Genomic DNA, 24,317 nt, shown 5'->3' on the forward strand with positions numbered 1-24,317 from the left:
CTCCTGCGTCTCACCTGGTACGGGAGTCAGTCTCGCACTCGCGTCGATTCGGTGAACGGGGGTGCCGGGTCCGGCTCGGGCGCCGGATAATCAGTTGCACGAGACGTCTCGTCTCGCTTACGGTGGGGGCATGACGAACCCGAACCACGGCAAACGTGCCCATATCGCCATGTTCTCCATCGCCGCCCACGGGCACGTGAACCCGAGTCTCGAAGTGATCCGGGAGCTCGTCGCCCGCGGGCACCGCGTCACGTACGCGATCCCGCACCTGTTCGAGGAGAAGATCGCCGAGACCGGCGCGGAGCCGGTCCTCTACCGCACCACGCTCCCCGGCCCCGACGACGACCCGTCGGCGTGGGGGACGACGCTGCTCGACAACGTGGAGCCGTTCCTGGACGAGGCGATCCAGGTGCTGCCCCAGCTCATCGAGGCCTACGAGGGTGACGGCGCGGGGGAGGGTGGGGTCGGCGTTCCCGACCTCGTCATCCACGACATCACCTCGTACCCGGCCGGCGTCCTCGCCCACCGCTGGGGTGTGCCCGCGGTGACGCTCTCGCCGAACCTCGTCGCCTGGGAGGGATACGAGGAAGAGGTCGCGAAGCCGATGTGGGAGGAACCCCGCAAGACGCCGCGCGGCCAGGCCTACTACGAGAAGTTCGACGCGTGGCTCAAGGACTCCGGCGTACCGAAGACCGCCGACGAATTCTGGGGCTCCTACGACCGCACTCTCGTCCTCATTCCGAAGGCGCTCCAGCCGAATGCCGACCGGGTCGACGAGAAGAAGAACACCTTCGTCGGCGCCTGTCAGGGCGACCGGTCCGCGCAGGGCGACTGGGAACGCCCCGCCGTCGCCGAGCGCGTGCTGCTCGTCTCGCTCGGCTCGTCGTTCACCAAGCAGCCCGATTTCTACCGGGAGTGCGTGAAGGCGTTCGGCGATCTGCCGGGCTGGCATGTCGTGCTCCAGGTCGGCAAGCACGTCACCGCCGATGACCTCGGGGCGGTCCCCGGCAACGTAGAGGTGCGTCAGTGGGTGCCGCAGCTGGCGATCCTCAAGCAGGCCGATGCCTTCATCACGCACGCCGGTGCGGGCGGCAGCCAGGAAGGCCTGGCCACCGCGACGCCGATGGTCGCCGTGCCGCAGGCCGTCGACCAGTTCGGCAACGCCGACATGCTCCAGGGCCTGGGTGTCGCCCGGCACGTACCCATGGAGGAGGCGAACGCGGAGACGCTCCGCGAGGCCGTCCTCGCGCTCGTCGACGACCCGGAGGTGGCGCGGCGCCTCGCCGCCGTTCAGCGCGACATGGCCCAAGAGGGCGGAACGCGACAGGCGGCCGACCTCATCGAGGCCGAACTGCGGCCCTGACCTCTGGGGTGGGGTAGACGCGATTTTTCACGGAACGGTTCCACCGTTCCGTGAAAAGCGTGTGCCTAACAGATAACGAAATTGACTCGCCTGTGAGGTACGACCGATACCCCCCGGAAAAGGTTGCGTTCGTACGTTCTTGAACTTCTCGAGAACGGATTCTTACGGTGAGGTGAACCTACTTTTGAACAAGGAAAGCTGGCGCGCCTCATGCCCCGAGACATACCGTCGTTGCCCGAAGTGCGGCGCATCACCCAGAAAAAGCGCGACGCGTGGTGGACCGTGATGCTCGTCGACCCGATCGCCACACCTCTCGTACGGGTCACGGCGCGCTGGACGCGCATCACGCCGAACCAGATCACCTGGGGAGCCCTGATCCTGGGGCTGGGTGCGGCCGGCTGTTTCGCGATGGGGGACTGGCGCTGGCTGATCGCCGGAGCCCTCATCTACCACCTGAGCTTCGTGCTCGACTGCATGGACGGCAAGGTCGCCCGGCTGACCGGGCAGGGCTCCGTGTTCGGCGCCTGGCTCGACTACATCTTCGACCGCGTCCGCGTCATGGCCTGTGCCGTGGCGCTGATGGGCGGCCAGTTCCACCGCACCGGCGACCTGATCTACGTCTGGCTCGCCGTGGCCGTCGTCTTCCTCGACGGGCTGCGCTACATCAACTCGCTGGAGATCTTCAAGACCCGGCACACGATGCGCAAGCAGATCAAGGCGCGCATGCGGGCGGCCCGGCGCGCGCAGAACGCGGACGACATCGCGTTCATGGAGGACCTGCTGCGGGCCAACCCGTCCGCGGACATCGAGCAGGACCTGCACGGCGCGGCCGCCGCCACCGAAGAGCACGACGGCGACACGCAGTCGCAGCTCCAGGAAGTGGAGCCCGCGCCGCGTCCCAAGGTCGTCGACCTGCACCAGGAGTTCCGCAGCCGCTTCCCGGTCTATCTGCGCTTCCGGTCCTTCCTGCTGCGCCACCGGATCCGTACGCACCTGGTGAGCGGCATCGAGTTCCAGATGGCCGTCTTCATCGTCGGGCCGCTGCTCGACCAGGTGATCGGGGCGACCGTCGTGGCCGGCGTGCTGCTGCTCGTCTTCGAACTCGCCATCGTCTACAAGCTGCTGCTGTCCACGCGCGACTTCGGCCGCACGCTGGAGGCCTTCGAGCGGGGCACCGTCGACGAGGAGAACGAGAAGGGCCTGTCCACCGCCGCGTGACGCGAGCGGTGAACAGGCCATGGGCCCGCGGGGCCGGGGCGCGCCGTCAGACGCGCACCTCCTCGCCGCCCTCGCTCGGGACCGGGGCGGGCTCGATGCCCGCCTCGTCGTGCGTCAGGTCGGGCAGCCGGTGCAGCCACTTCGGCAGATACCAGTTGCGCTCCCCGAGCAGCGACATCACGGCCGGGAGCAGCACGCCGCGGATGACGGTCGCGTCGATCAGGATCGCGGCCGCGAGGCCCACGCCCATCTGCTTCATGGACTGCATGGACAGCGTCCCGAAGATGCTGAACACGGCGACCATGATGACGGCCGCGCTGGTGACGACGCCCGCGGTGGTGACGACGCCGTGCCGGATCGCGTCGCGGTTCGTACGCCCTTGAAGGCGCGCTTCCTTGATCCGGGACACCACGAACACGTGGTAGTCCATCGACAGGCCGAACAGGATCACGAACAGGAACAGGGGCAGCCACGTGATGATGGCGCCCACCCCCTCCGCGCCGACCAGCGAGGCGCCCCAGCCGTGCTGGAAGATGGCGACGAGGACCCCGTAGGCGGCGCCCACCGACAGCAGGTTGAGCACGATCGATGTGATCGCGACCGTCAGTGAGCGGAACGAGAGCAGCATCAGCAGGAACGCGAACGCGACGACGAACACAAAGACCGGGACGACGGAACCGACGATCTGGTCGTTGAAGTCCTTCGACCCCGCGACCTGCCCGGTGATCGGCGCCTCGACGCCGCCGACCTCGCCGAGCGTGTCCGGCCGCACCTGGTCGCGCAGCAGCGCCAGGCTCTTCTCGGCCTTCTCCTGATCGGATCCGCCCACGAGCGGTACGTCGATGACCGCCACGTTCTCGTCCCGGTGCACGGTGACCTCGACCGGGCCGCGCGAGGCACCCGAACTCACCGCCTGCGCACGGAAGTCGGCGAGTGCGGCGCGCACACCGGCGGCGTCGATGTCGTCGGCCCGCACGACCACCTCGGCCGGATCCGAGCCGCCGGGGAACGCCTCGTTGACCCGGTCGTACGTCGCCACGATCGGCAGCGAGTCGCCGAACTCCTGGTCAAGGGTGAGGTTCTGGGTCTTCATGCCGAGCGCGGGCGCGGCGATCGCGAGCAGCGCGCCGACCGCGACGACGACGGAGACGACGGGCCGTGCCAGTACGACGTTCAGCACCCGGCTCCAGAACCGGCTGCCGCTCTCGCCGTTGCCGTTGCCCCGCCGTTTCGTCGGGTGCAGGAACGGGATCCGCCCCTTCTCCACCCGCTCCCCGAGCAGCGAGAGCAGCGCGGGAAGCACGGTCACGGACCCGACCATCGCGACCGCCACCACCATCAGCGAGGCGAGGCCCATCGCCTGGAACTCGGCGAGCCCGGTGAACATCATGCCCGCCATCGCCACGCACACCGTGACGCCGGAGACGATGATCGCCCGGCCGCTGGTGGCCGCCGCGACGCGCAGCGCCGTCTGCGGATCGTGCCCCTTCATCCGTTCCTCGCGCTCGCGCCGCAGATAGAACAGGCAGTAGTCGACGCCGACCGCCAGACCCACGAGCAGCATCACCGAGTTGGCGGTCTCGCTCATCGGCTGCAAGTGGCTGACGAGGCCCATCAGGCCCATCGTCGCCATGATCGCTGTGACGGCGAGCGCCACCGGGACCAGCGCCGCGACGAGCGCGCCGAACGCGATCAGCAGGATGCCGAGCGCGACCGGCACCGCCGAGTACTCGGCGCGCTGGAAGTCCTCACCGAACGCGTCGTCGAAGGTCTTGTTCATGCTCGCCGCGCCGATCTCCTCGATCCGCAGCGCTTCATGGTCGTCCGCGACGCCCGCGACGGCCTTCTGGACCGGTTCGACCCGGTCGGCCGCGGTGTCGGGGTCGCCCCGCATGTCGAACTGGACGAGCGCGGCGCGGCCGTCCTTCGAGATGGTGCGGGTGTCGGCGGCGTACGGCGAGCGCACGGCGGTCACCTCGCCCGTGCCCTCGACGGCCTTCACCACGTCGGCCACCGCGGCCCTGAACTCCGGTGCGGTGGCCCGCGGTCCGCCGTTCCTGCTCTGGACGAGCACCGTCTCGCCCGCCGGTTCGTCGATGCCCGCGTCGTCGATGATGCGCGCGGCCTGGCTCGTCTCGCCCTTGAGCTGGTCGTCCTCCGAGACGTCCACCCGTCCCGCGACGGACCCCAGGCCCATCGCCACCACGACGAACAGCACCCAGATCCCCACCGCCGCCCACCTGTGCCGGGCGCTCCAGCCGCCGGCCCGCGCCGCGAATCCGCGCACCGGGCGCTCCCGACGTTCCCCGTTCCTCGCCATCACGTCACCTCCGGAATTGAAGGTATGGGAGGGATAAAGCGGGTTCGTCGTGCTGTTCGGTGACGTGCGGCAGGCAGGGATCCGCGCGGAGGATGAGCGAAGTCCCCTACATCTATCGGGGGTTGAGCCTCACGGGGATGAACCGGTGAGCCTTGACCCGACCTTGATCCGAATCTCCGGAACCGTCCGATTTGTTATTACGAAACCTTGTTGAGCACGTCACAGGTTCATGTAGGTCTTGATCTGACCGCGTCAATCGGTCAGGGTTTCGTCTCAACCCCCGGACATCTTCCGGAGTTTGACAACCTTCGCGAAGGTTCGTCCTGGGGCGCTGGCATTCCCCCCACAGCACTGAGGAGACCCCTCTTCATGGCAACAAACCAGCATGCGCGCACGATGAAGCTCACCGCGGCGATAGCCACGGCGGCTACAGCAGTGGGCGTCACCATGTTCGGCGGCTTCTCCGCCACCGCGGCCCCCGCCGAGGGCAAGGTCTACGGGCAGGACGCCAAGGGCGCCGTGTCCGGCAGCTACATCGTGCTGCTCGACCAGAAGGCGAACGCCTCCGCGAAGAAGGACCTGGCCAAGAGTTACGGAGGCACGCTCAAGCGCAACTACGGCTCCGCCGTCAACGGCTTCTCGGCGAACGGCCTCTCGGACACCGAGGCGAAGCGGCTCGCCGCCGACGGCTCCGTGTCGAAGGTCGTCCAGAACAAGAAGTTCCACATCGACGCCACCCAGGACAACCCGCCGTCGTGGGGCCTGGACCGCATCGACCAGGCGGACACCGCGGGCGACAGCAAGTACACGTACCCGGACAGCGCCGGCGAGGGCGCGACCGCGTACGTCATCGACACCGGGGTCCGGATCAGCCACAAGGACTTCGGTGGCCGCGCCTCCTCCGGCTTCGACGCGATCGACAACGACGACAACGCCGACGACGGCAACGGGCACGGCACGCACGTCGCCGGCACCATCGCCGGTGACGCGCACGGCGTCGCCAAGAAGGCGAAGATCGTCGCCGTCCGCGTCCTCGACGACCAGGGCTCTGGCACCACCGAGCAGGTCGTCGCGGGCATCGACTGGGTGACCGAGAACCACGAGGGCCCCTCCGTCGCCAACATGTCGCTCGGCGGCGGCGTGGACGAGGCGCTCGACGCGGCGGTCAAGAAGTCCATCGACTCCGGTGTCACCTACGCGGTGGCGGCGGGCAACGAGTCGGCGGACGCCTCCCAGTCCAGCCCCGCCCGGGTCCCGGAGGCCATCACGGTCGCCTCCTCCACGAAGGACGACGAGCAGTCGGACTTCTCCAACTACGGCTCCGTCGTCGACATCTACGCACCTGGATCGGACATCACGTCCGACTGGAACACCGGGGACGACGCCACCAACACCATCTCCGGTACGTCGATGGCGACACCGCACGTCGTCGGCGCGGCCGCCGTCTACCTGGCCGGTCACAAGGACGCCGCTCCGGCCGACGTCGCCAAGGCGCTCACCGACGGGGCCACCCCGGACGCCATCAAGAACGCGTCCGACGGCACCGCGAACAAGCTCCTGAAGGTCGTCGAGTAAACGTTTCGGCTCGATGACCGGCGGCCGCCGTGCCCACCCCCACGGGGAACGGCGGCCGCCTTATCGTGTGCCCATGACACAGGGGACCTCGGCCGAGGGCTACGCCGCGCTACTGCGCGGCATCAACGTGGGCGGCAACAAGAAGGTGCCGATGGCCGGACTGCGTCCGGTGATCGAGAGCCTGGGCCTCAGCGACGTACGCACCTACCTGCAGAGCGGCAACGTCGCGTTCACCGCGCCGGACGGTAGCGACGAGGAATCCCTCGCGGCCACGCTCACCAAGGCGATCGCCGACGAGTTCGGCTTCACCGTCGACGTCCTCGTGCGCGGCCACGCCTACCTGAAGGCGATCATGGCCAACTGCCCGTTCCCGGCCGCCGAACTGGAGGCCAAGCAACTGCACGTCACGTACTTCTCGCAAGCCGTGACCGCCGAGCGGTTCGCCGCGGTGGACCCGGCCGCGTACGCACCCGAGGAATTCCACCTCGGCGACCGCGCCCTCTACCTCTACGCACCCCAGGGCCTGGGCGTCTCGAAGCTCGGGGCCCAGCTGTCCCGTCCGGCGCTCAACAAGGGCCTGATCGCGACGAGCCGCAACTGGAACACCGTGAAGAAACTGGTGGAACTCACCGCCCCACAGTGAGCACGTCCGTGAAAAGGTCTGTGTATGCGCTACGTAATCATCGGAGCAGGAGCGGTCGGCGGCGTCATCGGCGGACGGCTCGCACAGTCCGGGCACGGTGACGTCGTGCTCGTCGCGCGCGGCAGGCAGTACGAGGCGCTGCGCGACAACGGGCTGCGCGTCGAGACGCCCGACGGGCCGCACACCCACCAACTCCCGGTCGTCGACGGGCCGGAGGCGCTCGGCACGCTGCGCGCCGACGACGTGCTGATCCTCGCCGTGAAGACGCAGGACAGCGCGGCGGCGCTCGCCGCGTGGGGCCCGCGCCCCGTCGAGGGCGGCGGCACGGCGGCGCTGCACCTGCCGCTGGTCTGCGCGCAGAACGGCGTGGAGAGCGAGCGGCTCGCCCTGCGCACCTTCCAGCGCGTGTACGGGATGTGCGTGTGGCTGCCCGCCACGTTCGTGGAGCCGGGCGTCGTCCGCGCCCCGGGCACCCCGCTCTCCGGCATGCTGCACCTCGGCCGCTACCCGTCGGGCAGCGACGAGACCGCGCGGGCGATCTCCGCCGACCTGGAGAAGGGGCTCCTCGAAGCGCCCGTCGTCGACGACGTCATGCGCTGGAAGTACGCCAAGCTCCTCTCCAACCTGGCCAATTCGATCGAGGCGGTCTCCGGGGTGCTCACCAGCGAGGAGGGCGTCGGTCTGTTCCGCCGGGCCCGCGCCGAGGGCGAGGCGGTGCTCGACGCGGCCGGTGTCGCGTACGCGAGCCAGGACGAGGAGAAGGCCATCCGCGCCGACAAGATCACCTTCGAACCCTTCGACAGCTCCCCGCGCGGCGGAGGCTCCTCCTGGCAGTCACTCCAGCGCGGCGCCGGCAGTATCGAGGCCGACTACCTCAACGGCGAGATCGCCCTGCTCGGCCGCCTGCACGGCGTGCCGACACCGGTCAACGACGTCCTCCAGGAGCTCGCGAACGAGGCGGCGCGCGCCGGGCGTTCGGCGGGGGAGACGAGCGTGCCGGACCTGCTGGCCGCGGTGGACGCGCGCAGCACCTCGTAATCCCCCGCCTGTCTGTCGCGTTTGTTCAAGAGGAGCGGGTACCGGTCGCCGTAGCGTCGGCGGCATGAACGAACTCCGCATGGACACCGTGTACCCGTACCTCACCGAAAGCGCCGCCGAGGCCGCCCGTGTCGCGGCCGGCGTCAAACCCGACCGGCTCGACGCGGCCTCGGGCTGCGGCGACTGGGACGTGCGGACGCTTCTGAACCACTGGGCCGTGTACACCTCGCACGGCATGGAACACCGGGCACTGCGCACCCAGCTGCCCGAGGAACTGACCGCGCGCGACCTCACGGCCGACGAGGACTGGGCGGCGACGTACGCCACCGACCTCGACCGGGCGGTCGCCGCCTGGGCCGAACCGGCCGTCTGGGAGGGCGAGATCGACCTCGGCTTCGCCCAGCAGCCCGCCGCCGAGGTCGCCGCACTGCTGTGGGCCGAACTCGTCCTGCACGGCTGGGACGTGGCCCGCGCCACCGGCCAGGAGTTCCACGTCTCGGACGGCGCGGCGGCCCTGCTCCTCCAGGTCGTAACGGCGAACGCCGAGCTGTACCGCCAGTACGAGGGCTTCGCCGCCCCCGTCGACCTACCGGACGACGCATCCGTCTACGCGCAGGCCGTCGCCCTCAGCGGCCGCGACCCACGCTGAGCGGCGAGCGCCGCCCCGTAGCGCTCGACCAGGACCCGCGCGACCTCCGGCGCGGGGCCCAGTACACCGGCGAGCACGTCGGCCCCGGCCGAACCCGCGGCGATCCGGTCGGGGAGGCGGCCCGGGGCGAGGACGTACGGGGCGACCGCCACGCGCTCGCAGCCGAGGGACCGTAGTTCGCGCACGGCGTCCTCCGTGCGCGGCAGAGATGCGGAGGCGAACGCAGGTCGCACGGCGCACCAACCGGTGTGCCGCCACTCCCGCGCGATTTCAGCGATCACTGCGATCGCCTCCGGGTCGGATGAGCCCGCCGAGGCCAGGACGACCCCGGTCGTGGGCTTGTCGGCGGGGCTGAGGCCCGCCTCGTACAGGCGTCGTTCGAGGGCCGAGACCAGCAGCGGGTCGGGGCCCAGGACCTCCGCCTGGTGGATGCGCAGCTCGCGGGGTGCCGTGCGCAGCACCGCCGGGATGTCCGCCTTCGCGTGGAAGGCGCGAGTCAGGAGGAGGGGGAGGGTCACCACGTCCCGTACGCCCTCCGCCGCGAGGGACTTCAACACCCCTTGCACGGAAGGGACGTTGAAGTCCAGGAACGCCGTCTCCACGCGCAGACCGGGACGCTGCTCCCGCACCTCGCCCACGAGGGCGTGCACGGTCGCGGCATGGCGCGGGTCGCGGCTGCCGTGGGCTATGACGAGGAGTACCGGCTCGTGCATGAGTGAGATCGCTCAGTTCCGTGGGGAGGGGGTCAGAAGTCCCAGCCCTCTTCTTCGACAAGGGACTTGGGGTCCTCCGCCGAGGCGAAGGACTCGCCGGCCATGCCCGCCGCGAGCGTCGTGCCGTCCGACGGGTCGACCAGCAGGAACGAGCCTGTGCGGCGCGAGTCCGCGTAGGAGTCGATGGCGAGCGCCTCGGCGAGCCGGACCTTCACCCGGCCGATGTCGTTGGCGACGAGCCGACCGGGGGAGGGGTGCTGGGAGAGGTCGTCGAGCGTGAGCCGCGACGGGATCTCCTTGACGATCGCCTTGACCGTACGGGTGGTGTGCTTGAGCAGCACCCGCTGGCCGACGGCGAGCGGGGTGTCGGCCACGTGGCACACCGTCGCCTCGATGTCCTGAGAGGTGGCGGGCGCGTCATGGCTCGGCACGATCAGGTCGCCGCGCGAGATGTCGATGTCGTCCTCCAGGCGGAGGGTGATCGACTGCGGCGTCCAGGCGACGTCGACTTCCGTGCCCAGCAGGTCGATTCCGGCGACCTTCGACGTACGGCCCGAGGGCAGTACGGTGACGGACTCGCCGACCCGGAACGTGCCCGCCGCGATCTGCCCCGCGTAGCCCCGGTAGTCCGGGAGCTCGGCGGTCTGCGGGCGGATCACGTACTGGACGGGCAGTCGCGCGTGGCAGCTGGTGAGGTCGTGGCTGACCGGCACCGTCTCCAGGTGCTCCAGGACCGTCGGGCCGCCGTACCAGTCCATCTTGGCGGACGGCTCCACGACGTTGTCGCCCGCGAGCGCCGAGATCGGGATGGCGGTGATCTCCGGGACGCCCAACTGACCGGCGTACGCGGTGAATTCCTCGGCGATCTTCGCGAAGACCTGCTCCTCGTAGTCGACCAGGTCCATCTTGTTGACGGCGAGGACGACGTGCGGGACGCGCAGGAGGGCCGCGACGGCGGCGTGCCTGCGGGTCTGCTCGATGACGCCGTTGCGCGCGTCGACGAGGACCACGGCGAGGTCGGCGGTGGACGCGCCGGTCACCATGTTCCGCGTGTACTGCACGTGGCCCGGCGTGTCCGCGAGGATGAAACGGCGGCGCGGGGTCGCGAAGTAGCGGTACGCGACGTCGATCGTGATGCCCTGCTCGCGTTCGGCGCGCAGGCCGTCCGTGAGGAGGGCCAGGTCGGGTTCGGCCGCGCCGCGCGAACGCGAGGCGAGCTCGACGGCCTCCAGCTGGTCGGTGAGGACCGACTTGGAGTCGTGCAGCAGGCGGCCGACGAGCGTGGACTTGCCGTCGTCGACCGAACCGGCCGTGGCGAACCGCAGCAGCGTCGTCGCCGAAAGCCCGGCCAGCTCTTCGGCGGCGGAGGTGGTGGTGCTCATGTCTAGAAGTACCCTTCGCGCTTGCGGTCTTCCATCGCGGCCTCGGACATCTTGTCGTCGGCCCGGGTGGCGCCCCGCTCGGTGAGCCGGGACACGGCGATCTCGGCGATGACCTTGTCGATGGTCGTGGCGTCCGAGTCGACGGCGCCGGTGCAGGACATGTCGCCGACGGTGCGGTAGCGGACCTGCCGCGTCTCGACCGACTCGTCGTCCTTCGGGCCGCCCCAGTCGCCCGCGGTCAGCCACATGCCGCTGCGCTTGAAGACCGGGCGCTGGTGCGCGTAGTAGATCTCGGGGAGTTCGATGTTCTCGCGGGCGATGTACTGCCACACGTCCAGCTCGGTCCAGTTGGACAGCGGGAAGACGCGGACGTGCTCGCCCGGGGCGTGCCGGCCGTTGTACAGCTGCCACAGTTCGGGGCGCTGGCGGCGCGGGTCCCACTGGGAGAACTCGTCGCGCAGGGAGAACACGCGCTCCTTGGCGCGGGCCTTCTCCTCGTCGCGGCGGCCGCCGCCGAAGACGGCGTCGAACTTCTCCTGCTGGATCTTCTCGGTCAGCGGCACGGTCTGGAGCGGGTTACGGGTCCCGTCCGGACGCTCGCGCAGCTTTCCGGCGTCGATGTACTCCTGCACGGACGCGACGTGCAGGCGAAGCCCGTGCTTCTCGACGGCGCGGTCGCGGTAGTCGAGGACCTCGGGGAAGTTGTGCCCGGTGTCCACGTGCAGGAGCGAGAAGGGGATCGCGGCCGGGGCGAACGCCTTGAGCGCCAGGTGCAGCATGACGATGGAGTCCTTGCCGCCGGAGAAGAGAATCACCGGCCGCTCGAACTCGCCCGCCACCTCGCGGAAGATGTGCACCGCCTCGGACTCAAGGGCGTCCAAGTGGCTCAGCGCGTAAGGGCTGTCGGTCTCCTCGGAGCCCTCGGAGACGGAAGAAGCTACGGTCGTCATGCGGCGAGACCCCTCTCGGTGAGCAGCGCACGGAGCGCTGCCGCGGACTCCTGCACGGTCTGGTTCTGCGACTCGATGCGCAGGTCGGGCGATTCGGGTGCCTCGTACGGGTCGTCGACCCCGGTGAGGCCTTCCAGCTCACCGGCGGCCTGCTTGGCGTACAGGCCCTTCACATCACGTACGGAGCACACGTCCACGGGCGTGGCCACGTGCACCTCCAGGTATCCGGTGCCGCCGGTCTGGTGGCGCTTGCGGACGGCCTCACGGCTGTCCGCGTACGGCGCGATGACCGGGACGAGCGCCAACACGCCGTTGCGGGCGAGGAGTTCGGCGACGTAGCCGATGCGCTGGACGTTGGTGTGCCGGTCCTCCCGGCTGAAGCCGAGGCCCGCCGAGAGGTACTCGCGGATCTCGTCGCCGTCCAGCACCTCGACCTTGCGGCCCTCGGCGCGCAGCGTGTTCGCCAGCTCGTACGCGATGGTGGTCTTGCCGGCGCTCGGCAGACCCGTGAGCCAGATGGTGGCTCCGGTCACTTGGTTCTCCAAAGTCTGTGTCTTGTCCATGAGTTCGGGCCGCCTCAGCCGTGCAGTCCGCACTCGGTCTTGGCCTGGCCCGCCCACCGTCCGGCGCGCGCGTCCTCGCCCTCCAGGAGGCGGCGGGTGCACGGGGCGCAGCCCACGGAGCCGTAGCCGTCCATCAGGAGCGGGTTGGTGAGCACGCCGTGCTCGGCGACGTAGGCGTCGACGTCGTCCTGTGTCCAGCGGGCGATCGGCGAGACCTTGACCTTCTGCCGCTTCTCGTCCCAGCTGACGACCGGGGTGTTCGCGCGGGTCGGGGACTCGTCGCGGCGCAGTCCCGTGGCCCACGCGGCGTACCCGGCGAGGCCCTCTTCCAGGGGCTTGACCTTGCGCATCGCGCAGCACAGGTCGGGGTCGCGGTCGTGCAGCCTCGGGCCGAACTCGGCGTCCTGCTCGGCGACGGTCTGCCGCGGGGTGAGCGTGATGACGTTGACGTCCATCACGGCCTCGACGGCGTCCCGCGTGCCGATCGTCTCCTCGAAGTGGTAGCCGGTGTCGAGGAACACGACGTCCACTCCGGGCATCGCGCGGGAGGCGAGGTGGGCGACGACCGCGTCCTCCATGGACGAGGTCACGCAGAACTTCTCGCCGAAGGTCCGCGCCGCCCACTGGAGGATCTCCAGCGGGGAGGCGTCCTCCAGGTCGCGCCCGGCCTGCTCGGCGAGCGCCTTCAACTCGTCTGTGTCCGTGGGGGTTTGAGCCGTGGTCATATCTGTTCCCCTCCACCGTCGTTGCGCTGAACCCCCCGGGCGAGAAGCCCGAGGAACTTCAACGTGAAGGCTCGGTTGCAGGCCGCGCATTCCCAGGCGCCGTGGCCTTCTTCGTTCGGACGAAGGTCCTCGTCGCCGCAGTAGGGGCAGAAGAACGGGGCCGCGCGCTCACTCATGAGAGGGCCTCCGCGGACGCGCGGGCCGCCCAGGTCGCGAAGCGCTCGCCGTCCTCGCGCTCCGCCTCGTAGTTCTTGAGGACGCGCTCGATGTAGTCCGGCAGCTCGTCCGAGGTGACCTTCAGGCCGCGCACCTTGCGGCCGAACCCGGCCTCCAGGCCGAGCGCGCCGCCGAGGTGCACCTGGTAGCCCTCGACCTGGTTGCCGTTGTCGTCCAGGACGAGCTGTCCCTTGAGGCCGATGTCCGCGACCTGGATACGGGCGCAGGCGTTCGGGCAGCCGTTGAGGTTGATGGTCAGCGGCTCGTCGAACTCCGGGAGACGCTGCTCCAGTTCGTCGATCAGCTGCGAGCCGCGCTGCTTCGTCTCGACGATCGCGAGCTTGCAGAACTCGATGCCGGTGCAGGCCATCGTGCCGCGCCGGAACGGCGAGGGCTTGACCTGGAAGTCCATGGCCTCAAGACCGGCGACGAGCGACTCGATCCGGTCCTCGGTGACATCGAGGATGATCATCTTCTGCTCGACGGTGGTCCGCAGCCGGTCCGAGCCGTGCGCACCGGCCAGATCGGCGATCTTGGCGAGCGTGGTGCCGTCCACCCGGCCGACGCGCGGCGCGAACCCGACGTAGAAGCGGCCGTCCTGCTGCTGGTGGACGCCGATGTGGTCGCGCCACTTCTGCGCGGGCTCCTTGGGGGCGGGGCCGTCGACGAGCGCCCGCTTCAGGTACTCGTCCTCCAGGACCTGGCGGAACTTCTCCGCGCCCCAGTCGGCCATCAGGAACTTCAGGCGGGCGCGGTTGCGCAGGCGGCGGTAGCCGTAGTCACGGAAGATGCCGACCACACCGGCCCAGACGTCGGCGACCTCGTCGAGCGGCACCCATGCGCCGAGGCGCTGCGCGAGCTTGGGGTTGGTGGACAGGCCGCCGCCGACCCAGAGGTCGAAGCCGGGGCCGTGCTCGGGGTGCTCGACGCCGACGAAGGCCACGTCGTTGATCTCGTGGACCACATCCTGGACAGGGGAGCCGGAGATCGCGGTCTTGAACTTGCGCGGCAGATTGGAGAACTCCTTGCTGCCGATGTACCGCTCGTGGATCTCGTCCACGGCGGCGGTGCCGTCGATGATCTCGTCGGCGGCGATCCCGGCCACCGGGGAGCCGATGATCACTCGCGGGCAGTCGCCGCACGCCTCGGTCGTGGACAGGCCCACGGCCTCCAGCTTCTCCCAGATCGCCGGAACGTCCTCGATGCGGATCCAGTGCAGCTGGATGTTCTGCCGGTCGGTGATGTCGGCGGTGCCGCGGGCGTACTGCTCGGAGACCTCGCCGATCGCGCGCAGCTGCGGCACGGTCAGCCGGCCGCCGTCCACGCGCACCCGCAGCATGAAGTACTCGTCGTCCAGCTCCTCCGGCTCAAGGACGGCCGTCTTGCCGCCGTCGATGCCGGGCTTGCGCTGGGTGTAGAGACCCCACCAGCGCATGCGTCCGCGCAGGTCCTGGGGGTCGATCGAGTCGAAACCGCGCTTGGAGTAGATCGTCTCAATACGTGTCCGTACATTGAGACCGTCGTCGTCCTTCTTGAACTGCTCGTTGCCGTTGAGCGGAGTGAAGTGGCCCACGGCCCACTGGCCCTCACCACGGTGACGGCTCACCTTGCGGCGGGGCGTGGCGGAGACAGGTGTTTCTGGGGTAGCAGCCATGGAGAATCGTCCTTCAGACAGGCTTAGGCGGCTCTGACCTGCACACTTCGCGCAAGAGGCGCGGCGGTGCGCAGGAGGTCAGATGTGACGAGAGATCGGCGGTGCTGGAGAGATCAGCGCGCCGGACAGATGGCGCTGGACATGCGGCCGAAGTCGACGTGACGTCGACTCACCAAGGCGGTTCCAGCTGTAGACATGACGAAAGCGTGTCACGGGACTTTGGGCCCGGTCCACCATCGTCCGCAATCTGGACGAGATTGTCTCGGATGGTGGACGACAGTGGCGTCGGTCACAGTGATGGGGTGGCGGTCGAACCGCTCAGGCGGCGGGGAACGCTCCCGGCCACGGGCCCGCGGTCGGGAGATCCGGCTCCTCCTCGGTCGCCGTGTGGAACACCTTGAACCCGCGCCGCTCGTAGTTCGCCATCGCGTGCTCGCCGTCCTTGCTGCAGGTGTGCAGCCACACCCGCTTCGTGGGCGCCCGCCCCGGCCACCGCTCGGCCAGGTCCCAGGCGCGCGCGACCGCGTACGACAGGAGGTGGCCGCCGATCCGCCGCCCGCGGAACGCCGGGATCAGGCCGAAGTAGACGACCTCCACCACCCCGTCGTCCTGCGCGTCCAGCTCCACGTACCCGGCGGGCGTGCCCTTCTCGTACGCGACCCATGTCTCGGCACCCGGACGCGACAGCTGCTCCTGCCACCGCGCGTAGGTCCAGCCGAGCCGGTCGAGCCAGCGGATGTCGCTGCCCACGGACGCGTACAGGAACCGGCTGAACTCCGGGGAGGGGACCTCGGCGCGGGCGACGTGCACCCGGTCGCCCTCCGGCGGGTCCGCGGGGTGCAGATCGGAGGGCGCGGTCTGCTCCAGCGACCACGTGGTGACGGTGAGGGTGTTACTGCTGCTCATGCGGCACATCGGATCACGGCCGACGGGCTGTGGCCAAGGGTGTTCAGGATGCGGGAGGATCCGCCGGCTCAGTCCGTGTCACGGCCCCGGGCGAGGCGCCCGGGCCACCATGACTTCGGGCCGATGTCCCGGACCAGCGCCGGGACCAGCAGTGACCGTACGACCAGGGTGTCGAGCAGGACGCCGAAGGCCACGATGAACGCGATCTGCACCAGGAACGCGAGCGGGATCACGCCGAGCGCGGCGAACGTCGCGGCCAGCACGACACCGGCCGAGGTGATCACGCCGCCCGTCGCGACGAGCGCCCGCAGGATCCCGTCCCGCACCCCGTGCTCCAGGGACTCCTCGCGGGCCCTCGACATCAGGAAGATGTTGTAGTCCACGCCGAGCGCGACCAGGAACACGAACCCGTACAGCGGTACGGACGCGTCGGTGCCGCTGAAGCCGAACACGTGCTCAAAGACGAGCCCCGAAATGCCCAGCGTCGCAACGAAGTTGAGCGCCACCGTCGCCACCAGGAGCAGCGGCATCATCAAGGACCGCAGCAGCCCGACGAGGATCACCAGGATGATGGCGAGGACCACGGGAACGATCAGCGTGCGGTCGCGTTCGGCGGTGTGCTGGGTGTCGTACTGCTGCGCGGTGTAGCCGCCGACGAGGGCGTCGGCGCCGTCGACGGAGTGCAGCGTCGTGCGCAGCCCGGAGACCGCCTCCTTGGCGGCGTCACTGTCGGCCGGGTCCTTCAGCGTGACGTCGACGCGGACCTTGCCGTCCACGACGCGGGGCGGGCCGCCGCCGGGGCGGCCCTGCTCACTCAGGACCGTCGCGCTCGCGACGCCTTCGGTCTTCTCGGACCGCGAGACGACCTCGTCCGCGTGGCCGGCGTCCGCGATCACCACGGCCGGGTTGCCGGAGCCGCCGGGGAAGTGCTCGGCCAGCGTGGCCTGGGCGGCGACCGAGGGCGCGTCGTTGACGAAGATCTCGTCGAGCGGTACGCCCTTGGAGTCGAGGGCGGGAGCGAAGGCCGCGCAGGCCAGCAGGCCGGCGAGGGCGATCGCCCAGATCCTGCGCGGCGCCCGCTCCACCGCCCGTGCGACGCGCCGCCACACACCGTGCCCCGCGCCCGAGCCGTCGTCGGTGCGCACCTTCGCGGGCCAGTACGCGGCGCCGCCGAGCAGTACCAGGGCGGCGGGCAGGAACGTGAGGGTGCTGAGGACGGCGCAGACGATGCCGATGGCGCCGACCGGGCCGAGCGCCCGGTTGTTGGTGAGGTCGCTGAGCAGCAGGGCGAGCAGGCCGAGCGCGACGGTGGCGGCGCTGGCCACGATCGCCCCGGAGGAGCGGCGCAGCGCGGCCCGCATCGCGGTGAACCGCTCGGCGCCCGAGGCGAGTTCCTCGCGGTATCGGGCGGTGAGCAGCAGCGCGTAGTCGGTCGCGGCGCCGATGACGAGGATCGACAGGATGCCCTGCACCTGTCCGTCGACGCGTACGACGTCGTGGTCGGCGAGCGTGTAGACGACGGCGCAGGCGGTGCCGAGGGCGAGGACCGCCCCGATGATGATCACGAAGGGGAGCAGCACGCTGCGGTAGACCAGGATCAGGATCAGCAGGACCGCCACCAGCGCGACCGACAGGAGCAGCCCGTCGATCCCGGCGAAGGCGTCGGACAGATCGGCCTGGCTCGCCGCGGGGCCCGCGACGGCGACCGTCGTGCCCGGCACCTTCGACGCCGCGGACTCGATCTCGTCGAGCGTCGGGGCGAGTTCGTCCCCCAGGTCGGGGCGGAGCTGCACCACACCTTGCAGGGCCTCGCGATCGTCCGACGGCAGGGCGGGCGACACCTGTCCCACGATGCCGGGATCGCCCTTCAGGCCGGCCAACGCGCGGGTGGCGGCGGCCTGTTGGCCACTGTCTATGCGGCCTCCACCGTCGGCGGTCCAGACGACCACCGCGGGGAGCGTCTCGTCCTCGCTGAAGGCGCGTTGCGCGTCGATCACGCGGGTGGACTCCGCGTTGCGCGGCAGGAACGCCGCCTGGTCGTTGGTGGCGACCTCGCCGAGCTTGCCGGCGAAGGGACCGAGCGTGCCGCCGATGGCGAGCCAGCCGAAGAGCAGGACGATCGGCACGAGCCAGCGGGCGCGTCGGTGGGTGCGGGGCATGGTTCTCCCAGGGAAGGCGGCCGGACAATCTCAATCGGAAAGTATCTCAATGGTTGAGTTAACCGGGATGGTGGCATACGACCTTCCTTCTCTCGGAACCGGGCCCGCGGATGCGGTCGGTGGGGCGGCCTGTCGGGGCCTACGCCCGAGGGCTCTCCACCGCGGCCAGCTCCTCGTTGAGCGAGCCCAGGAACCGCACCACCACGTCCAGTTCCGCCGCGCTGAAGTCGCCGCGCACCCGGTCTGCCGCCTCAGCCAGCGGCCCGAAGTACTGACGCGCCCGCGCCTGCGCCCCCGGCACGTACTGGAGGTGCACCACCCGCCGGTCCTGGCTCTCCCGCACCCGCCGCAGATGGCCGGCGCGCTCCAGCCGGTCCACGCAGGCGCTCACCGCGCCGGACGTCAGCCCGAGGCGGCGGCGCAGCACGCTCGGTGTGACGGGTTCCGTGGAGTCCAGGACGACGGCGAGCGCCTGCACGTCCGTGGGGTGCAGGCCCTGACCGGTGGCGAAGCTGTGCACCACGCGCGCGATCTCCCCGTTGAGGCGGCGCAGCTCCACCCCGAGGTGCCGCAGATCGGAGGACGCGGAAGCGACCCCTTCGTCGCCGTCCCCGGCCCGTCCGCCCACGCCCACCACGACTTCTCTTCCACTTGAATCTGTACGAGGGTGCGTCAGCTTACTCGGGCCGCAGGTCGGGGCGGCGGATGACGTCCAGCGGCGCCCGGTGCCATGGGCTCTTGCGGTTCGCCGGGTCGAGCAGGGACTTCACGTGCGCGTCCGCGACGTCCCGCGGCGCGAGAAGCGACTCGGCGGGCGTCCCCTCTACGCCTTCGCGCCAGACCGAGAGGCCGAGCAGGTAGTGGTCGGCGTACTCCTGCCACGTGTTGTACGTGCCCGCCACCTGCGGCACCACGTTCTTCAGCAGGTTCCACGCGTCCGCCTCGGAGAGCAGCCCGGCGGCGAAGCCGCACCGCGCGGCGTCCGCGTACAGGGCGATGTCCCAGGCCAGCGGCTCCACGCCCACCCGGGCGCGGACCTGCCCCCGAAACCCCGACCGCGCCAACGCACCGAGCCGCCCGAGCAACTCGTCCCGCGTCCCGGCCTCCCACTGCCCGGCCAGCCGACGCCGCGCCTTGTCTCCGTCGACGCGGGTGAACGGATAGAGCGTGGTGCGCGACGCGCCCTTGCCCGGATGCACGGGCGCGCTCAGGGACACCATCCAGAGTTGGTGCAGGGTGAGGGGTGCCCGGTGTATGCGCCGTGTCCTCGGCTTGATGCGTGTGAAGAACATGAGTGCGGAGCGTACAGAACCGGTGCGTCCCGGGGGCCCCGGTCGGGTGGGGTACGGGAGGCGGTGCCGCTCGGGCAGTTCGAGCCTCGCTCCGGTGCGGGAGGGGGTGGTGCTCGGGCAGTTCGAGCCTCGCTCCGGTGCGGGAGGGGGTGGTGCTCGGGCTGTTCCGGCCTCGCTCCGGTACGAGTGGGGGTGGTGCTCGGGCAGTTCGAGCCTCGCTCCGGTACGAGTGGGGTGTGGTGCTCGGGCTGTTCCAGCCCCGTTCTCGCGTGAGTGGCGGCGGGGTCGGGCAGTTTCAGCCTCGCCCCGGTGCGGGAGGGGACGGGGCCGGGCTGTTGCAGCCCTGTTCCGGCGTGAGAGGTAGCGGCGCTCGGGCAGTTCAAGCCCCGTTCCGGTACGAGAGGGGGGTGACGCTCGGGCTGTTCCAGCCCCGCTCCGGTGCGAGTGGCGGCGGGGCCGGGCAGTTCAAGTCCCGTTCCGGTACGGGAGGCGGTTGGGCCGGGCTGTTGCAGCCCTGTTCCGGTGCGGGAGGGGGTGGGTCGGGCAGTTCAAGTCCCGTTCTCGCGTGAGTGGCGGCGGGGTCGGGCTGTTCCAGCCTCGCTCCGGTGCGGGAGGGGGCGGGTCGGGCTGTTCCAGCCCCGCTCCCGCGTGAGTGGCGGCGGGGTCGGGCTGTTCCAGCCTCGCTCCGGTACGGGAGGGGGCGGGTCGGGCAGTTCGAGCCTCCCCCTCCCGTGTGAGAGGTGGCGGCGCCCGGGCCGTTCCAGCCCCGCTCTTGGGCGAGAGCCCGCGGGGGCCGGGGCGGAGCCCCGTGGCGTGGGCGAGGTCGGTCGGCTCACCCTTTAGCGCCGCGCCAGCCGGACCGCCAGGTCGAACGCGTTGCGGATCGACCCCGTGTTCGCGGCCCCCCGCCCCACCAGGTCGAACGCAGTGCCATGCGCCGGTGTGCAGATCGGGATCGGCAGGCCGCCCGCGATGGTCACCCCACCGTCGAAGCCCATCAGCTTCATCGCGATCTGCCCCTGGTCGTGATACATCGTCAGCACACCGTCGAACTCCCCGGCGCGCGCCTTCAGGAAGATCGTGTCGGAGGGGAAGGGGCCGCTCAGGTCGAGCCCCGCCTCGCGCAGAGCGCCGATCGCGGGCGTGATGATGTCGAGTTCGTGGCGGCCGAAGTGGCCGTTCTCGCCCGCGTGCGGATTCAGCGCGCACACTCCGATACGGGGCGCCTCGACACCCGCGCCGCGCAGCACCCGGTCCAGGAGCCGGCCCGCCGCCGTCACCCGCTCGGGCGTGATCCCGGCGGCGACGTCCGCGATGGAGACGTGCGAGGTGACGCGCGCCGTCCACAGACCGGGCACCACGTTCAGCTCGGACGTGAAGGCGTGGACGCCCAACTCCTCCTCGAACCAACGGAGTTCATCGCTCTGCGTCATCCCGGCCAGATGCAGCGAGGACTTGTTGAGCGGGGCGAAAAGTATCGCGCCGACCTCGCCCGCGCGCGCCAGGTCGAGCCCGGTCCTCAGGCGGTCGAGCGCCCAGCGACCGCCCTCCGCCGTCGCCGCCTTGCGCTGGAAACCACCGCCCGGCCGCTCGGGCGCTGCGCCGGGATGCAGCAACTCCCGTGCCCAGCCGAGGTCCACGCCCGCATCCTCGCCCGCCGAGCGCAGCTCCTCCTCGTCGGCGAGGAGCACGAGGTCGGCGGATTCGCGGGTCTTCGGGTCGGCGAGGAGCCGGGCGACCAGCTCGGGTCCGATCCCGGCCGGATCACCGAACGTGACGGCCACGCGCGGGAGTTCACGGGTCTGCTCGACAAGTTGCGTACTCATGACGTCTTCTCCGGGGTCTTGGGTTCGGTGGCCGGCGCGGCGGCCTCGGGAGTGGTACGGGCCCGGCGCAGCCGCCGCGCCACCGGCGGCCCCGCCACCAGCACCACGGCGAGCGACAGAATCGTCACCGCGGCCGGGCTGTGCAGGATGAGAGCTGAGTCCTCGCCCGACAGCGCCGACGTCTGCACCAGCGCCTTCTCGAACAGCGGGCCGATGACCAGGCCGAGGACGAGCGGGGCCACGGGGAAGTTCAGCCGCTTCATCGCGTAGCCGACGAGCCCGAAGAACAGCACGATCCAGATGCTGAACATGCTGTTCTTCACCGAGTACGCGCCGATCAGCGAGGTCACGATGATGAGCGGGTACAGGAACGCGTAGCGCACGCGCAGGAGTTGGGCGAAGACCGGCGCGAGCGGCAGGTTGAGGATCAGCAACAGAAGGTTGCCGATGAAGAAGGAGACGAGCAGGCCCCACACCAGCTCCGGCTGGTTCTCGAAGAGCAGCGGGCCCGGCTGGATCCCGTACACGAGGAACGCGCCGAGCAGGACCGCCGTCGTCGCGCCGCCGGGGACACCGAGGACGAGGGTCGGCACGAAGTTGGCGTTGGACGCCGAGTTGGTGGCCGCGTCGGGGGCGACGACGCCCTCGATGGCGCCCGACCCGAGCTGCTTACGGTTACGGGAGAACCGCTTCTCCGCCCCGTACGCCATGAACGAGGCGAGCGTCGTGCCCGCGCCCGGCAGGCAGCCGAGGAGGAAGCCGAGGACGGTGCCGCGCGCGGTGGGCGCTGCGGCGCGCTTGAGGTCCTCCTTCGTGAGGAGCAGATCGCGGAAGCGGGCGCGGATCGGTTCGGCCATGCCGATGTGCAGCTGGTTGAGCAGCTCGCCGATCGCGAACAGGCCGATCATGACCTCGACGAACGGGATGCCCCCGAACAGGTCGATCTGCCCGAACGTGTAGCGGGGTGTGCCGCTGCCGCCGTCCACGCCGACGCACCCGATCAGTACGCCGGTGAGGCCGAGCGCCATGCCGAGCAGCAGGTTGCGGCCCGAGAAGACGACGATCGTGCACAGGCCGAGGATCATCACGGCGAGCATCTCGGGCGGCCCGAAGTCGAGCGCGAGATTCGCGAAGAACGGGGCCACCGCCATCAGCGCGACCAGCGACACCATCGCCGACACGAACGCGCCGAGCGCCGAGATCGCGAGCGCGGGCCCGGCTCTCCCGGCCCGCGCCATGCGATAGCCGTCGAGGGTGCTGACCACCGACGACGCCTCGCCGGGCGTCGCGATGAGGATCGCGGTGATCGTCGCCCCGAACTGGGCGCCGTGGTAGATCCCGGCCAGCATGATCAGCGCGGTGAGCGGCGAGAAGGTGAGCGTGACCGGGATCAGGATGGCGACACCCGTCGCGGAGCCGAGCCCCGGCAGAATCCCGATGACGGTGCCGAGCAGCACGCCGACGAAGCACCAGAGCACATTCTCCGGGCTGAGCGCCGCACCGAATCCGGTGACGAGATGGTCGATCACAGCTGGCTCCAGACGGCGGGGTCGAAGAGACCGAACGGCAGCGGAATGCTGAGGATCGTGACGAACAGCAGGTAGGACACCGCGAACACGAGCACCGCCACGAGCGCACTGCGCGCGAGCGGCTGACGCTCCACGACCGCCGTGAGGAACAGGGTCATCAGCGTCAGCGCGGGCAGCAGCCCGAGGAACGGCACGAGCAGCGCGGTGACCACCATCGTCACCACGACCACGATCAGCTTCGTGCGGACCCGCCGCGCCTCCTCGGCGCCGACCTCTGCGGCCTCCTCGACATGCCCGTCACCCTCCAACACCGAACCCGTACGCAGTTCCTGACGTACCAGCAGCAATCCGAGGACGGCAAGCAGCAGGCCCGCCGTGCGCGGCATCACGCCCGCGCCGATGGTGCCGTCCTCCGGCTGCGTCCACGGATAGGCGAAGGAGCCCACGAAGAACAGGGCGCCGAGCGCGGTCAGCGCGCCGTACGCGAGGAGGACCGGGCGGCGCGCCCTTGAAGACGTGGGAATGGCGGGGGTCGTCACTTGAGGTCCTCCTTCACCTGGGCGTCGTACTTCTTGAGGTACGCGGCGAACTCCGGGCCGCTGCGGTGCGCGGGCGTGAGCATGTCGGCCTTCAGGTACTCGTGGTACGCCTTCGACTTCATGGCCCGCTCCAGCGACCTGATCCAGTACCGGCGCTGTACGTCGTCGATCCCGGCGGGCGCGAACACCCCGCGCCACAGGGTGACTTCGGCGTCAAGGCCCTGCTCTTTGGCGGTCGGAACCTTGCCGAGGACAGGGTCGTCATAGCGCTTCGCGGTCATGGTGCACAGCGCCCTCATGTCACCGCTCTGCAAGTACGGCTTCGCCGACGAGGCACTGGAGGGCGCGATGTCGATCTGCTTACCGAGCAGCCCGGTCAGCACCTCGCCGGTCGAGCCGTAGGGCACGACCCCGAACTTCCCGCCCTGCTTCTTGAACTTGCCGATCACCAGCGCGTCGGCGCCCGTCTTGCCGCTCGACCCGGTGACGACACGCTTCTCACGCGCGGCCCGCACCACGTCCGGGCACGTCTTGTACGGGGAGTCCTTGCGGGCCACGACGATCCGGGAGTCCTCCGCGAACATCATCAGCGGCGTGAACGACTTGTACGTGAACGGCACGTCGTAGACGAGCGGGAGCGTGTTGAGGGCGCCCTCCGCGACGAGCAGCGCGTTGCCGTTGCCCTCCTCCGCGAGGAAGCCGGCCCAGCCGACGGCGCCCGAACCGCCCTCCTTGTTCTCGACGTTGACGTGGTAGCCGCCGTCGAGCTCGTTCAGCCCCTGGGCCATCACGCGCGCTGAGCGGTCACTGCCGCCGCCCGGCGCGAACGCGACGAGCGCGGAGACCGAACCGCGCGGGTGCCAGTCCTTCGGCACCTCCGGTGTGGCGTTGAGCAAGGTGCACGAGGTGAGTGCGGTGACCAGTGCCGTGGTTCCGGCGAGACGGCGCGCCGCACGCAGTGGTGACGTCATCGTCGACCTTCCTGCGGATCCGAGATCCTATGGGATATGGCCGTGACCGTAGGTGCGCCGAAGGAGCCATGACAAGAGGCATGCGT

22 protein-coding genes are annotated in these 24,317 nt (G+C 70.1%); 6 read left to right on the plus strand and 16 right to left on the minus strand.

Translation table 11 applies throughout. From position 1 onward, the window contains the following. Positions 1-130 precede the first annotated feature (130 nt). Together mgt and ACFYWS_RS14485 are read left to right on the plus strand one after the other, a co-directional pair. Entirely contained in the window at positions 131-1,363 is a 1,233-nt protein-coding gene (gene mgt, locus ACFYWS_RS14480) for a macrolide-inactivating glycosyltransferase (protein ID WP_389274824.1), read from the plus strand. 210 nt (positions 1,364-1,573) lie between these two features. After that, the gene (locus tag ACFYWS_RS14485; RefSeq protein ID WP_389274827.1) at positions 1,574-2,581 is read left to right on the plus strand and encodes a CDP-alcohol phosphatidyltransferase family protein; all 1,008 of its coding nucleotides are present in this window, start codon (positions 1,574-1,576) and stop codon (positions 2,579-2,581) included. Positions 2,582-2,627: 46 nt separating this feature from the next. Here the strand turns inward: ACFYWS_RS14485 and ACFYWS_RS14490 are convergent, their stop codons facing one another. Further along, positions 2,628-4,901 carry an MMPL family transporter gene (locus tag ACFYWS_RS14490; RefSeq protein ID WP_389274830.1) on the minus strand — a complete coding sequence of 758 codons (2,274 nt, stop codon included), beginning with the start codon at positions 4,899-4,901 and terminating at the stop codon, positions 2,628-2,630. A gap of 369 nt (positions 4,902-5,270) precedes the next feature. Here ACFYWS_RS14490 and ACFYWS_RS14495 point away from each other — a divergent pair, with 369 nt between their 5' ends. The 4 genes from ACFYWS_RS14495 to ACFYWS_RS14510 all read left to right on the plus strand — a co-directional run bounded on the left by ACFYWS_RS14495 (position 5,271) and on the right by ACFYWS_RS14510 (position 8,806). Continuing rightward, positions 5,271-6,476 (plus strand): S8 family serine peptidase, encoded by a 1,206-nt coding sequence (locus ACFYWS_RS14495; RefSeq protein ID WP_389274833.1) that lies wholly within the window; start codon positions 5,271-5,273, stop codon positions 6,474-6,476. A gap of 73 nt (positions 6,477-6,549) precedes the next feature. Beyond that, positions 6,550-7,119 (plus strand): DUF1697 domain-containing protein, encoded by a 570-nt coding sequence (locus tag ACFYWS_RS14500; RefSeq protein ID WP_389274836.1) that lies wholly within the window; start codon positions 6,550-6,552, stop codon positions 7,117-7,119. 24 nt (positions 7,120-7,143) lie between these two features. Beyond that, a complete protein-coding gene (locus ACFYWS_RS14505) occupies positions 7,144-8,157 on the plus strand; it encodes a ketopantoate reductase family protein (protein WP_389274839.1) in 1,014 nt (337 codons plus the stop codon). Positions 8,158-8,221: 64 nt separating this feature from the next. After that, entirely contained in the window at positions 8,222-8,806 is a 585-nt protein-coding gene (locus tag ACFYWS_RS14510; RefSeq protein ID WP_389274842.1) for a TIGR03086 family metal-binding protein, read from the plus strand. Here the strand turns inward: ACFYWS_RS14510 and ACFYWS_RS14515 are convergent. The 15 genes from ACFYWS_RS14515 to ACFYWS_RS14585 all read right to left on the minus strand — a co-directional run bounded on the left by ACFYWS_RS14515 (position 8,764) and on the right by ACFYWS_RS14585 (position 24,231). Beyond that, on the minus strand, positions 8,764-9,519 hold the full coding sequence (locus ACFYWS_RS14515; RefSeq protein WP_389274845.1) for a sirohydrochlorin chelatase: 756 nt from the start codon (positions 9,517-9,519) through the stop codon (positions 8,764-8,766). The two genes, ACFYWS_RS14510 and ACFYWS_RS14515, sit on opposite strands and share 43 nt — an antisense overlap. Positions 9,520-9,551: 32 nt before the next feature. Then, positions 9,552-10,901: a sulfate adenylyltransferase subunit 1 gene (locus ACFYWS_RS14520; RefSeq protein ID WP_389274848.1), complete on the minus strand. Its 1,350-nt coding sequence runs from the start codon at positions 10,899-10,901 to the stop codon at positions 9,552-9,554. Between the two features lie 2 nt (positions 10,902-10,903). After that, a complete protein-coding gene (gene cysD / locus ACFYWS_RS14525) occupies positions 10,904-11,851 on the minus strand; it encodes a sulfate adenylyltransferase subunit CysD (RefSeq protein ID WP_389274851.1) in 948 nt (315 codons plus the stop codon). Further along, entirely contained in the window at positions 11,848-12,414 is a 567-nt protein-coding gene (cysC, locus tag ACFYWS_RS14530) for an adenylyl-sulfate kinase (RefSeq protein WP_389274854.1), read from the minus strand. Before cysC ends, cysD begins: the two co-directional genes overlap by 4 nt. 14 nt (positions 12,415-12,428) lie before the next feature. Further along, positions 12,429-13,139, minus strand: coding sequence for a phosphoadenylyl-sulfate reductase (locus ACFYWS_RS14535; RefSeq protein WP_389274857.1), 711 nt, complete (start codon positions 13,137-13,139; stop codon positions 12,429-12,431). After that, positions 13,136-13,315 carry a hypothetical protein gene (locus tag ACFYWS_RS14540; protein ID WP_389274861.1) on the minus strand — a complete coding sequence of 60 codons (180 nt, stop codon included), beginning with the start codon at positions 13,313-13,315 and terminating at the stop codon, positions 13,136-13,138. The genes ACFYWS_RS14535 and ACFYWS_RS14540 overlap by 4 nt, the downstream gene beginning before the upstream one ends. Continuing rightward, positions 13,312-15,009, minus strand: coding sequence for a nitrite/sulfite reductase (locus ACFYWS_RS14545; protein ID WP_389274864.1), 1,698 nt, complete (start codon positions 15,007-15,009; stop codon positions 13,312-13,314). Before ACFYWS_RS14545 ends, ACFYWS_RS14540 begins: the two co-directional genes overlap by 4 nt. Positions 15,010-15,327: 318 nt before the next feature. Next, complete coding sequence (locus ACFYWS_RS14550) at positions 15,328-15,915, minus strand: GNAT family N-acetyltransferase (RefSeq protein WP_389274867.1); 588 nt, start codon at positions 15,913-15,915, stop codon at positions 15,328-15,330. Positions 15,916-15,983: 68 nt separating this feature from the next. Further along, a complete protein-coding gene (locus tag ACFYWS_RS14555) occupies positions 15,984-18,074 on the minus strand; it encodes an MMPL family transporter (protein WP_389274870.1) in 2,091 nt (696 codons plus the stop codon). A 139-nt stretch (positions 18,075-18,213) separates the two neighbouring features. Continuing rightward, entirely contained in the window at positions 18,214-18,708 is a 495-nt protein-coding gene (locus ACFYWS_RS14560; RefSeq protein ID WP_389274873.1) for a MarR family winged helix-turn-helix transcriptional regulator, read from the minus strand. Between the two features lie 43 nt (positions 18,709-18,751). Beyond that, entirely contained in the window at positions 18,752-19,366 is a 615-nt protein-coding gene (locus tag ACFYWS_RS14565) for a DUF1266 domain-containing protein (protein ID WP_389274876.1), read from the minus strand. 839 nt (positions 19,367-20,205) lie between these two features. After that, positions 20,206-21,192 (minus strand): 4-hydroxythreonine-4-phosphate dehydrogenase PdxA, encoded by a 987-nt coding sequence (locus ACFYWS_RS14570; RefSeq protein ID WP_389274879.1) that lies wholly within the window; start codon positions 21,190-21,192, stop codon positions 20,206-20,208. After that, positions 21,189-22,721, minus strand: a complete 1,533-nt coding sequence (locus ACFYWS_RS14575; RefSeq protein ID WP_389274882.1) for a tripartite tricarboxylate transporter permease — start codon at positions 22,719-22,721, stop codon at positions 21,189-21,191. Before ACFYWS_RS14575 ends, ACFYWS_RS14570 begins: the two co-directional genes overlap by 4 nt. Next, positions 22,718-23,260: a tripartite tricarboxylate transporter TctB family protein gene (locus ACFYWS_RS14580; protein WP_389274885.1), complete on the minus strand. Its 543-nt coding sequence runs from the start codon at positions 23,258-23,260 to the stop codon at positions 22,718-22,720. Before ACFYWS_RS14580 ends, ACFYWS_RS14575 begins: the two co-directional genes overlap by 4 nt. Then, entirely contained in the window at positions 23,257-24,231 is a 975-nt protein-coding gene (locus ACFYWS_RS14585) for a tripartite tricarboxylate transporter substrate binding protein (RefSeq protein ID WP_389274888.1), read from the minus strand. Before ACFYWS_RS14585 ends, ACFYWS_RS14580 begins: the two co-directional genes overlap by 4 nt. Between the last annotated feature and the right edge of the window lie 86 nt (positions 24,232-24,317).

Source organism: Streptomyces sp. NPDC002795 (assembly GCF_042888725.1).
Classification (GTDB): Bacteria; Actinomycetota; Actinomycetes; order Streptomycetales; family Streptomycetaceae; genus Streptomyces.